A 13,004-nucleotide genomic window follows, 5' to 3' on the forward strand; every position below is an offset into this window, starting at 1 on the left:
TCTAACAAGTAAACAATATTTATAAAACATGTAAAACTTAATATGAAAACTAAATAGAAAGACTCTACATAATAAATATTTATACTGTATTTAAAGAAGGAAATCCCGCAAACATAAGGAGAGTGAAAAATTAAGCAAATTGTTTACACACTAGAATATTCAGCATCTCCAAAAAGGGAAAGACAAAAAAATCCGACCCACTTGCGTGGATCGGATTTTACCGTTTAATTTTTTTTGAAAGATTTATTTCAATCCTCTTTTCTTCAATAAAGGTTCGATACTTGGCTCAGCACCTCTAAAGCGCTTGTAAAGTACCATTGGATCTTCAGTTCCACCTTTAGACAATACATTATCGCGGAAAGCTTTTGCAGTTTTCTGGTCGAATAGTGATGTTTCTTTAAATGCCTGGAAAGCATCAGAATCAAGTACACCAGCCCAAATGTAAGCATAGTAACCAGCAGAGTAACCTACAGGACTAGAGAAAATATGGTTAAAATAAGTAGAACGGTATCTTGAATAGATCTCAGGAATTAATCCCATTCCTTCAAGGTAGTTCTTTTCAAAAGTCATAACATCTTCAGTTAATGGCTCAGTTAAAGTATGGTATTTCATATCAAGCATCGAAGCAGCAAGATATTCAATAGTACCAAAACCTTGGTTGAATTTACCAGCAGCCTGAATCTTATTAACCAATTCAGTTGGGATAACTTCACCTGTTTTGTAATGCTTCGCATAAATAGCTAACATTTCTGGCTCAAGACACCAGTTCTCCATAACTTGTGATGGTAACTCAACAAAATCGCGAGATACTGAAGTACCCGACAATTGGTTGTATTTACACTTCGATAAAAATCCGTGAAGTGCGTGACCAAACTCATGGAAAAGAGTTTCAACTTCTTCAACAGAAATTAAAGCTGCTCCGTCGCCTACTGGACCAGTAAAGTTACAGATATTCATGATTATTGGAGTCACCTCTTTGTCTGTTCCTAAACCTGATTGCTTACGGAATGAATCCATCCAAGCTCCTGAACGCTTAGAAGCACGAGGATGGTAATCTAAATAGAAAATACCAATATGTGTTCCGTCAGCTTCTTGAAGCTCCCAAGTTTGACACTCTTCGTGGAATTTAGCGATATCATTACGCTCGACGAACTTGATGCCATAAAGCTTAGTTGCCAAAGCAAAAGCACCGTCACGTACGTTATTAATCTCAAAATATGGACGTAATTCTTCTTCATCTAAAGCATACTTAGCTTTCTTTACTTTATCAGAATAGTACCACCAGTCCCAAGAAGCCAACTGAAATTTGCCACCTTCTTTGTCAATCATTTTCTGTAACTCAATAGCTTCTTTCTTTGCATTTGGCAAAGCAGCATCCCAAAGCTTGTTCAAAAGCTCTAAGGCAACCTCTGGAGTCTTGGCCATATTTGTATCAAGAATATAAGCTGCATGGTTTTTAAATCCAAACAATTTAGCTCTCTCAATTCTCAAGTTTACAATTTCCTGAGCATTCTTCTTGTTATCGAACTCGTTGTTGTTATTACCACGGCTCACATAACCCATATACAATTTCTCTCTCAAGTCGCGCTTGTCAGAGTATTGTAAGAAAGGCAGCATAGATGGCTTATCTAAACCAAACATCCATTTGCCTTCTTTACCAGCAGCAGTTGCTTTTTCAGCAGCAGCACCAATAACCGACTCAGGTAAACCTGCAAGGTCTTCTTTCTTATCGATAACTAATTCGAAAGCATTGGATTCTTTCAATACGTTATCGCTAAATTGCATGGTTAATAAAGCTAATTTACCATCAATCTCACGCAATTTTGTTTTTTTGTCAGCATCAAGATTTGCCCCACTACGTACAAAACCCTTGTACATTTTCTCAAGCAAGGTGTTTTCTTCAACAGAAAGCTTCAAATCATCTTTCTTATCGTAAACCGTTTTAATTCTCTTAAATAGGTTTTCGTTAAGGCTAATATCAGCACCATGTTTAGTAAATAGTGGAGACATTTCCTTAGCTAAAGCAGAAATAGAATCATTACCGTTGAAACCTTTTTGTGCATAAAATACATTACTTACCTTAGATAGCAAGTCACCTGTTTTCTCGAAAGCCTCAATGGTATTCGCGAAAGTAGGCTCTTCAGTGCTGTTAGCAATAGCTAAAACTTCAGTTTGCTCTTGCTTCATTCCCTCAAGGAAAGCTGGCTTGTAATGTTCAAATTTGATTTGATCAAACGGAGCTGTTTGATGTGGTGTGTTATACTCAGCAAAAAACGGGTTTCCGTTAGCCTCTGTTTTTTCACACTTGTCGCAATTGCATGAGCTTAGTAAAACACTCGCTGCAAATAATGAAAGAAATGTTCTTTTCACTTTGTGTTTGTTTTATGTTAGTAATCTATATTTCTCAGTTGGCTAAAATACAAAAAAGCGATCTTTAAACCTTACCAAAGCTCAATTACTAAACATGTTTTGTACAGCATGTCTTCTATTAAGAATGACCTATTGAATCTTTCAAAAGAATCTGTATTACTATTAAACGTTAAAGGTGATTAACTATAGGCCGACTGAGAGCCCAACTTTAAAATACAAATCATTATCTAAATTGTAATCTAAGACAGAATCCTTACCTCCCAGGAATTCAAATTTCCGATAAAAGGTATAACCTGAATTAAACCTAAATTTTAAATGTTTGGTGAGCTTTTGTGATAAACTAAGACCACCACCCAAATTCATTATTCTAATGTTATCGATCTTCTCATTGGTATAGAATAGGTCTTTTGTCAGCGTAAAGTTATCTCCTACCATGAACAGGTCAGCTGCTATTTTTGTTTTTGGACCTACCTCATAGCCAACTCCAAATCGAGGAAAACCAACATTTACTTCCCATTTAGGTGCAGGCTTCCACATCATACTAAAAACAGGCAAAGGAAGCGGAACGCCCGTTGTTGCCCCATACATTACACCAAGGCTTAAACGTAAATTTGGTTTAATAGGTTTCGAAAACATCACAAGTCCACGCACTTTCAAATCTTCCCACTCGAGTGAGGATCTAAAATTTGAGGAGATTTGAGGTGTTAACATGGCCATCATAGACCAGTTGTTTTTTAGTGATCGACGATAACCTAAAGTATATGAAATGGTTTGAAATTTTTCCAAATCCTTAAGAATACTTGGCCCTGTTGAATAATCTATACTTGTTTTAGCATACTCAAATTTATTAATTAACAAGCTGCCTTTCTTATTGAGACGTTTGGGTATGGTTAATCTAAAGCTGTATTTTTGAAATTTGACACTATTTTTAGAGTTCTCATCTCCTAATCTGACAAAATCAATACCAGCAAGTTCTCTATCAAATTGAGCCATTGTTGGCAAAGAGATAAGTAGAATGAATAAAAGAATTATATGTTTTTTCTGCATTGTTCTAATTTGAGAAATTCATTTATTGTAGAATTGAAGTAAGATATTAAAATTACATTACTTTAATAGTGTACCACTTAACAACTTAAGATTTATTTCAGAATTTTTAGCTTGATATCGGGCAGCCGATTTTTTATTCTGAGCTTCCATATAATTCAATTGAGCCTCGCGATAAGTAGTCGAACTAATCTGACCTAAGTGATAATATTCACGACTTTGTTCGAAATTGAGTTTGGAAGCTTCTAGGGCAGCGAGGTTTAAACCTTAAAACAATTAAAGTCCAATTGAGATACCTGCTTTTAAATAAAGATTGTTATTCAGATCGTATTCCATTACACTATCTTTTCCATCAAGAAATTCAAACTTGCGATAAAAGGTATATCCCGCACTTAAGTTTAACTTGATATATTTGGACAGCTTTTGTGTGAGTTTAAGCCCTCCACCCATATTCATAACACTAATATTATCAATCACATTATCATCCTTGGCAAGATCCTCACCCAAAGTATAATTATCCCCTGCCATAAAAAAATCAGTTCCTATACGTGTATTCCTTGTCAATTGATATTGAACATCAATTCTTGGGAAACCTAACATAAGGGTCCACTTTGGACTGGGTTCCCACATCAAACAAACCATTGGCAGAGGAAAAGGCTTACCAATTGTTGAAGAATATCTCACGCCAAAATTAAGCTTCATATCTGATTTTAGGCTTTTTGAAAACATGACCATCCCAAACAAGCGAATATCATCCCATTTAATTGAGGATGCAAAATTTGAAGATATACTGGGACTCGCCATGCTAATTAAGGTCCAATCATTTTTAAGTGGACGAATAAAGCCAAACGTATAAGATATGGAATGGAAGTTGGAAACGTCTCCATCTAAATTGGGATCAATGGCATAGCTTATATTGGTTCGGGCGTACTCAAATTTATTAAGCAGCATACCGCCCCCATTTTTAAGTCGTTTGGGCAGTGTCATTCTGTAATTATAGCGTTCAAAATCAACACCATCACTTTGATTTCCTTGTTTTAGGTTGATATAGTCGAATCCCGCAAGCTCTCTGTCCATTTGTGCCATAGCTGACATCGAAACACATAAGAAGAAAACGAGTATTATATTTTTTTTCTGCATTCTTTAATATTAAAAGTTCAAATTTAGAAGCATGGCTGCGATCATATTTCAAGTAGGTTTAATGCAAATCCCAGCAAGGCTTCTTCTATTTCAATAAAGTCCCACTAATTTTTTCAATGCTTATTTCTGATCGCTTAGCCTGATACCTGGCTGCAGATCTTTTATTCTGAGCTTCAACATAATTCAGCTGAGCCTCGCGATAAGTAGTCGAACTAATCTGACCTAAGTGATAATATTCACGACTTTGCTCAAAATTTAGCTTGGAAGCCTCAAGGGCATCTTCTTCCAGATCCAGAACTTGCAAATTATACTGATAGGAAGCAAAAGCATTCACCAGGTCTTTTTCGAGTTGCAAGCGCTGTTCTGCTTCTTCGTACAAACTCATTTGCTTCTGTATTTTTGCATTGGCAATATTTATTTTCTTCTTTTTACCGTCAAACAGATTCATGCTTAGACTCAAACCTCCCGTTAATTGTGTATTTGAATTGGTGCCTACAATCTTGTTTTCGTAATAGTTATAGCTTGAATTCAACTTGAGTGTTGGCAATTGGCTTGCCCTTATTTTCTTTTCAGTAAGCTCGCTGGCTTTTAATTGACTTCTTTTTAAAAGGTAGTCGGCATTGTTTATCAAAGCCTCATTCTTTAACTGATTCAAATCAAAAACTCTAAATTCAGAAGCATCGGGGATAATATCCAGGTTCGTCTCAACTGATCGTCCCAACAAAACATTCAACTCCCTGACACTTTGATCGTAATTCTGTTGAGCTTTTAAATAATTGCTGCTGTCCCTATTAAAGTCAACCTTGGCATTCAGCACCTCCAGTTTATTGATATTCCCAAATTCGTATTTGGATTCGTTTCTTTTTAAACGATCTTTCGATATGGCAAGATTATCCTTCGCAACAAACAGATCATCACTACTCTCACTCAAATCGTAAAAACCGGATATCACATTAGCAATGGTTGACTCAATATTGAAACGAGCCATTAATTCGCCTTGTTCTTTCTGTATATTCAATAGTTTGTAGGTATAGCGTCCGCCAAAGCCATTGAAAAGAGTGTATGAAAAATTTATGTTACCCGATGAAGACAGTTCATCACTTGCATATTCCGCATAATTGGTATTCGCTCCAACACCTATACTGGGCAACAAGCCTGCATTGCCCAGAGTCGCATTGTTTGATGAGATTTCAGCATCCGATCGGGCAACTTTAACATTCAGGTTGTTTTCTAAGGCAATCGCTACGGCGGTATCTAATGTTAAGACATCTTGTGCAAACAATGTCGTGCTAAACAACAATAAGCCAATTAGTATCTTTATATTTTTCATGTCTTTAAAATTCTATATTTTGTACAAGGTCAGTATCCTGAATTAAAAACTTGGCATCCTTAAACTTTGGAGGTCCAAAGAATCCTTTTGCATTATTGGAGACGCCAACACTTTCTATTGGTCTCCCCTTGGCATTTAAATCCAGTTTATTATTATCATTTTCGTCGTGAAAGCACATAATCGCGTAGATGCCAGCTTGTATATTTTCGAAACTTACAAAGGCTTTGTTGTCCTGAATAAGTGCATCTTTACTGAGACAAGCTTCTTTAAGAAAGTTATCCGCATTGCTATAAAGAACGACCATCACCTTCCCTTGGTTGGAATCCAATCCGGATACATTAACCCTTATCGATTTAATATTTTCCTGCGCAAACATACTGCTAACATAAAGCAAACAAATTGTTACTGTTAATAGTAAAGTTTTCATGTTTCTATACTTGTATTTTTAATTGTAAGATGGTAGATATCACTAATTCTCAGCTCTTTCTATTTTCTGGATAGATTTCCTTCTTTTAGATAGTCGTCTAAGTGGTATTTACATTTTAGACCACCTCCCCCTATCCATCGGGGCTGAGTGGGTTGAGGCTATTTCTTTGCGAACTTTACGAAAAAACTTAGCGCCTTTGCGTTAAATTTCAGTGTTGGATAGCTCAATTTGAACACTTTAACACATCATCCTTTGACTCATTATACAATCACCGCATCAATCTGCCTAACGGCTGGCTCAACACTCTCGCGTGAAGGCATTACGCCTGTCGTTATATATTTCCATCGACATTTGATTGAATTGATTACAATAAGCAGAACCGGAAGCAGAATCAAGTTTAAACAAGTCGCTATAGCCATACCGTAAGCCAATGATATAGCCATCGGGATCACCATGTTCGCTTCAGGTTCGTTGGATACAATCAGTGGGGCCAATCCCATAATGGTCGTAATTGACGTGAGTACGATAGGACGAAAACGCGACACCGCAGTTTCATAAACAGCGGACATGTATTCCTTTCCTGTCCTGAGATTCGAATTTAAAGTACTGATGAGGACAATGGAATCGTTTACCATCACACCCATTAGAGCCACCATTCCCAGATAAGAAGGCATATCAAGAGGAATACCATGAAGCCAGTGTCCCCATCCTACGCCAATAAAACCCAAGGGTATTAAGGTGAAGATCAGAAAGGTTTGCGATACCGATCGGAAAGCGAAAATCACGATTGAAAAGATAAGAATCAGAAAGATGGGTGCAATTAACACAGCAGATCTACCTGCTTTTGCCATCTCTTCCGTTTTACCACCAAATCGATGTTTTAGTCCTGGGTATTTGGCTTCCAAGGTGGGCAGAAGATGTTCTCTCAGTTCAGAATTTATTTGCCCGAGATTCACACTGGCACCTGTCACGTCGGCCTCAATGCTTATTTCTCTCTGACCATTAAGGTGATTGATCTTCACCAGGTTTCTCTCGAAGCTGATATTGGCAATATCCTTCAGAAAGTATTCTCCACCAGATGCCGTTCTGATGCGCATATTTTCAAGGTTTCCGAGGGATGAACGCTCTTTCTTCTCATAGCGCACCCAAACTCTTACTTCATCGATACCTCTCTGTAATCGCTGCACTTCTTTCCCATAAAAACCAGTTCGAACCTGCGAAGTCACAGCACTTAAATTCAAACCCAATTTATAGGCATTATCCTTTAAGCTCAGTTTGACTTCCCGCATACCTAGTTGATCGTTATCAATAACATTCTTAAGACCTTGAATCTTCGAAAGACTGGCTTTTAGTTCTTCCTTGGCAAGATCCAAATCTTCCAAATTACTACTCTGCAATGAAACGGATATGGGTTTGCCAAAGTGGCTTTCCTGCACAAAATTAAGACGCTCCGCCTGAGGAATATCACCAACATTCTTGCTTAAAGCATTGGAAAACTCACCTGAAAGGAAATCACGTTTCTTCGATTCGAGCAAATAGACAGTGAGTTTCCCCACTGATGTGGAAGTTAAATCCGATTTGATATTCAAAACAACAGGTTCTCCTGTAAGACTTCTGTCCTGAAATTCCTTCCCTGTTTTTATGGCAGCTTGCTCCAACACATCCAAATACTTCAGGGTCACATTCTCGGGTGTGCCGGCTGGCATCTCCAACTCAACATTGGTATAATTGGTATTATCGATGGAACTATCTCCACTAATAATAATACCACCCTTCGTCGCGCCAATCGTAATCGCAAACAGACCAAATACAATGGCTATTGTAATCATCTTATTATGGATACAAAAACGAACAAGGGGTTCATAACTGACTCTGCGTATCCAAATAACCGCATTGGATGTTATTCTTTCCAGTTTCGAAACCTTTTTATCGCGCTTTAACGCCTTGGAATGAATCACATGTGCGGGTAGGATCAAAAAGGCTTCAATTAAGGAGAAAACCAATGCAAAAATCACAACGAATGCCAACTCAACAAAGAACTGTCCCAATCTGCCTTCGATAAAAAAGAAAGCAGTAAAGGCTACAATCGTGGTTAAGACAGCAGAAAACACAGCTGGCAAGACTTCCATTGTTCCATCGATACCAGCCCGCATAGCGGATTTACCCCGTTCATAATGCTGAAAGATATTCTCACAAATAACAATTCCATCATCAACCAGAATCCCCACAACCAGAATCATTCCGAATAAAGATATCTTATTCAATGTAACACCATAAGCCGCTGCCACCATAAACATCCCCATAAAGGAAATTGGAATACCAAGCGCCACCCAAAATGAAAGACGATGATTCAGAAATAATGATAAAAATAGAAGCACCAGCATGAAACCCATCAAACCATTGTTCATTAAGATATCCAACATCACACTAACCGATGTCGAATTATCGAACAAGACATCCAGCCTTACATTATCATGCTTCTCATTAAAGGTTTTCGAATACGCATTTAAGTTTTCCGATATGGAAAGGATATCTTCACGGGAAGTATGAAGGACAGAAATACTGACAGCAGGCTTGCCATCAACATAAGTTCTATTGGGTGTTTCCGACCACTTGTCCTTAATTTGACACACATCCATCAATCGAATGGTTCCTCCCTCATTTTGCGAACGGATGACAATGTCTTTAAGCTGTTCGGCATAATAATTCTTCTCCCTGACACGTATTTTTAATTCCTCATCTTCGCCCTTGATGGAGCCTCCTGTAAGTTCAATATTTTCGTTGGCTACAGCCGCATATATCTCATCAAAAGTAAGGTGATATGCCTTTAGCGCCTCTTCCTTAATACTGATTTCAATTTCTTCAGCAGGAAAACCTGATAGATTTACCTTTGATATACCATCTATTCCCCTTAAGTCATTTTCAATTTGTCGGGCATAGGTTTTAAGACTTTTCAGCTCTAAATCCCCACTCAGAGTCATGGTTAAGGCCAGGATTTCGAATTCCCTTTTCTTTACACTGATAGACTCGACACCAACAGGAAAAGAACTGATGCCATCCACAGCATTTTTCACATCCTGAAGAGCAAGATTGCCATCGTAACCCGATTCCAACTTAACTGAAATCGTCACCATATTTTCCTTCGACGAGGAGGTCACTTTATCAATGCCACTTATCCCCTTAAGGTTATCCTCTATTTTTAGACTAACGCCCTTCTCCACCTCTTCGGGAGATGCACCAGGGTAACTCGCCGTTATATTAATAATCCCCGGATCGATTTGTGGCATCACAGTTGAATTCAACTGGGAAACGCCCACCCAACCCAAAAGCAGAAACACAACGGCAAGAAGGTTTCCTGCAAAAGGATATTTTATAAAATATGTAATTAAAGCTCTCATTTATTCTCTTAGTAAATGCTTATTAGTAATTGGTAACTAGATATTGGCTAAGTTCTCTCAGGCTTGCTGAACGAAGTCGAAATAGACTTTTTAGACCTACAACACCGCATTCCCTTTTATTCCTTTATGCATGCCTGATGTTTTTAAAACCAATAGGCTGCCATCTTCCATACCGCTTACAATCACCGTATCATCCTTGTATTGTGCAATGTCAATTTTCTTCTTAAGTACGGTTCCCTTCTCAAGTAAGTAGACAAAAGATTCGTCAATCAGCAGTTTTCGGGGGATTTCAATTCCATTTACCTTTCTCTTAAGCACAATGTCAGCAGATAGAAACATACCTTCCTTCAAGTCATCACCCGATACCGATATGTAAACATTCACCATCTGGGTTTGGGAGTCCATCTTGTTGCCTATTCGTGAAACTCTTCCTGTCCAATCTCCACTGATATTTTCAGAATAGAGTTTCGCCTGATTCCCTACTTTTATCTGACTCAAACTATTTAAATCGATTCCAACCAGTAAATCGTAAGTATCAGTATTCACAAACTCACCCAGCTTCTGCCCTATTCTGACAACAGTTCCTGCCTTGATATTCGATTCACTTACCTGACCTTTATAAGGCGCAATTATCGTGTACTTGGTCAATTGCTCTTCTTCCGATTTGATATCGTAATAGGATTGATAAATGTTTTTGCCTGCAAGGAAATATTTCTCTTGATCGTTTATGGCTTGAGGAATTTGAGCGATGGGCTTTTCAATATCAAACTCACTCAAATACGTTTTCCAACTCTCGTAACTTTCAGTATAATCGAATTTCAAATCGGGTAACAAACCTGCGATGGCAGTCATCAAACCACTCTTCTTGGCATATAAGCCGGTGCGCATTTTAGTATCGTTAATCTGCAACAAGATTTCACCTTTATTAAAATTTAGACCTTCCAGAAAAGATTTATCCATACGTTCAAGTATACCACTCACCTCGGCATAGACTTCAACTTTTTCGTGAGCCTGAAGCGTACCAATAACTGAATGCTTTAATTCCAATGATTCATTTTTGATTTTCAATACAGGAATTTGCAGTGTTTTAACAACAGCTTCTTTTTCACGGGGCGGTTCTTTCATTCCAGCTAAAACAAATGCCATGACAAACAAGCTAATTGCAACTAAGACGCCCAGTATGATACTTTTCTTTTTCAACATCGTGATTCGATTTTAAATATTTGACACAATAATACCCCGAGGAAGACTGTCATTTAAATTTTATCGATAACAATAGACATTTTATCTGCCAACAGTTTAAAACTATAGATTGCTTTAGTTAAATTTGATTTTGGCACTATTGACCTTTGAATAGGTCTTGTTTGTCGACAAATAGTTGAAATGACAGATAGTTTTAGTTGTTTCGCCATATCATTACTTAATTCCATTACTTCCAACTATGAACCTCAGCGAAAGATTATATCGTCTCTTTTCAATACGATGGGTACAACACCTTTCTTTTTGGTCAGCATTCATCATCCTGATATCTGGTCGTTTCTTTTATATGGAAGCAACAGTAATACAGAATGAATTGCTCTTCGAATTCTGTCAAATGTCCATTATTGCATTTTGGGTTTATTTCAATTTAAGGGTTCTGATTCCGAACCTATGGAATAAGGGTAGATACAAGCAATACGTATGGGCTATTATACTTGGCCAAATTATACCCATAAGCCTTTTAGTATTGTCTTTTTATTATCTCCCTGTACACCTATTACAATTGAAAATAAATAACCAGATCAGTAAGGTTCTGATAATGGCCCTATTCAAAACCAACTTTTTTGTTGTCACATCCTCACTCTTTCACTTTGTAAAAGAATGGATGAAACTTAAAGATGAAAATCTGAGATATACCGAGAAAGCACAAGAACAGCTGGAAGCTGAGCTAAGCTTGTTAAAGGGACAAGTCAACCCTCATTTTCTTTTTAATACCCTGAACAATCTCTATTCTATGAGTCTTCACGACTCGAAGAAAACACCGGAAATGATTTTAAAGCTTTCGCAGTTATTAAGTTACATGCTTTACGAATGCAAAGACGAAATGGTAAACCTGGAACAGGAAATCGCATTTGTAAGAAATTATATTGCTCTGGAAGCTATACGTGTAGAAGATATCGCTGAAGTTCATTTTGAGGTGACGGGGAATAATCCTGGACATAAAATCCCTCCCCTTTTGTTTATTCCCCTTATCGAAAATGCCTTCAAACATGGTATCTCTTCGGATGTTGAACATACCGATATTCGCATAAACCTACTTATCGATGACAATAAGATAGAACTGAATACGGAAAACCCTTATGACGAAACACGAATTGATGATGAAAACAATCATAAGGGATTGGGACTTGAGAATGTAAGCAAACGCCTAGAGCTGCTCTATCCAAACAAGTACAAGTTGGATATAAATCAAAATGGGCACTATTTTAAAACGCACTTGATGCTTGAAATCAGTCAATCCTAATTTATCAGAAGATCGTAGTCACTTTAAGTGTATGAAACCAAAATCACAAATCCATTACTATGAGCATTAAATGTTTAATTGTTGACGACGAAATACACGCTAGAAAGGTTCTTGAGAAATACATTCAGGACTTGCCTTACCTTGAGTTGGTGGACTCGTGCAAGAATGCCATGGAAGCCATGCAAGTTCTACGCAATAAATCAGTAGATGTTATGTTTTTGGATATCAATATGCCCAAACTTACAGGACTTAACTTTCTTGCCAGTCTTTCTCATCCTCCACTAGTCGTTATCACAACCGCTTATAGAGAATACGCACTTGATGCTTTCGAATTAGATGTAATTGATTATCTGCACAAGCCCATCCCTTTTCCACGTTTTATTCGTGCAGTTAGCAAAGTTGAAGAGAAACTACAACTCTCTGTTCCACAAGCTCACAGTAATCAGTCTACTGAACCTGAACGAACTGAAGAATTCATTTTTATAAAAGCTGATAAAAAAAGTATCAAAATCAATTTTGCCGATATCATTTATATTGAAGGTTTAAATGATTACATCAAAATACATACGTTCAACAAATGTCTAGTTCCTAAACTGACCGTTAAAAGTATGGAAGAAATTTTACCAAAGAAACGATTCCCAAGAATTCACAAGTCCTACATAGTATCGCTTCAACACATTGATGCCATAAATGGAAACCAAGTTGAAATCGCAAATAAGAAACTTCCTATAGGACAAAGTTATCGACAAGCTTTCATGGAACTCATTCAAGCTTTTATGAAAAAATAAAATT

At 37.4% G+C, this 13,004-nt stretch carries 9 protein-coding genes and 1 pseudogene; 2 read left to right on the forward strand and 8 right to left on the reverse strand.

Translation table 11 applies throughout. The annotated features are described in order from the left end of the window. Window positions 1–243: 243 nt before the first annotated feature. The 8 genes and pseudogenes from ACXR6G_RS00845 to ACXR6G_RS00880 all read right to left on the reverse strand — a co-directional run bounded on the left by ACXR6G_RS00845 (window position 244) and on the right by ACXR6G_RS00880 (window position 10,912). A complete protein-coding gene (locus ACXR6G_RS00845) occupies window positions 244–2,370 on the reverse strand; it encodes a M3 family metallopeptidase (protein ID WP_458359503.1) in 2,127 nt (708 codons plus the stop codon). A 183-nt stretch (window positions 2,371–2,553) separates the two neighbouring features. Continuing rightward, window positions 2,554–3,417: a DUF6268 family outer membrane beta-barrel protein gene (locus ACXR6G_RS00850; protein ID WP_458359504.1), complete on the reverse strand. Its 864-nt coding sequence runs from the start codon at window positions 3,415–3,417 to the stop codon at window positions 2,554–2,556. 57 nt (window positions 3,418–3,474) lie between these two features. Continuing rightward, a pseudogene (locus tag ACXR6G_RS00855) lies at window positions 3,475–3,660 on the reverse strand (TolC family protein); the annotation flags it as partial. Window positions 3,661–3,690: 30 nt separating this feature from the next. Next, window positions 3,691–4,554, reverse strand: coding sequence for a DUF6268 family outer membrane beta-barrel protein (locus ACXR6G_RS00860; protein ID WP_458359505.1), 864 nt, complete (start codon window positions 4,552–4,554; stop codon window positions 3,691–3,693). A gap of 85 nt (window positions 4,555–4,639) precedes the next feature. Next, complete coding sequence (locus tag ACXR6G_RS00865) at window positions 4,640–5,884, reverse strand: TolC family protein (RefSeq protein WP_458359506.1); 1,245 nt, start codon at window positions 5,882–5,884, stop codon at window positions 4,640–4,642. Window positions 5,885–5,888: 4 nt separating this feature from the next. Beyond that, the gene (locus ACXR6G_RS00870; RefSeq protein WP_458359507.1) at window positions 5,889–6,311 is read right to left on the reverse strand and encodes a DUF2141 domain-containing protein; all 423 of its coding nucleotides are present in this window, start codon (window positions 6,309–6,311) and stop codon (window positions 5,889–5,891) included. Between the two features lie 260 nt (window positions 6,312–6,571). Beyond that, a complete protein-coding gene (locus ACXR6G_RS00875; protein WP_458359508.1) occupies window positions 6,572–9,709 on the reverse strand; it encodes an efflux RND transporter permease subunit in 3,138 nt (1,045 codons plus the stop codon). Between the two features lie 96 nt (window positions 9,710–9,805). Next, entirely contained in the window at window positions 9,806–10,912 is a 1,107-nt protein-coding gene (locus ACXR6G_RS00880) for an efflux RND transporter periplasmic adaptor subunit (protein ID WP_458359509.1), read from the reverse strand. A gap of 238 nt (window positions 10,913–11,150) precedes the next feature. On the opposite strand from ACXR6G_RS00880, the gene ACXR6G_RS00885 reads away from it, so the two are divergent. Continuing rightward, a complete protein-coding gene (locus ACXR6G_RS00885) occupies window positions 11,151–12,212 on the forward strand; it encodes a sensor histidine kinase (protein ID WP_458359510.1) in 1,062 nt (353 codons plus the stop codon). A 59-nt stretch (window positions 12,213–12,271) separates the two neighbouring features. Beyond that, window positions 12,272–13,000 (forward strand): LytR/AlgR family response regulator transcription factor, encoded by a 729-nt coding sequence (locus ACXR6G_RS00890; protein WP_458359511.1) that lies wholly within the window; start codon window positions 12,272–12,274, stop codon window positions 12,998–13,000. Window positions 13,001–13,004: the final 4 nt, after the last annotated feature.

This window comes from Ancylomarina sp. YFZ004, from assembly GCF_054254355.1.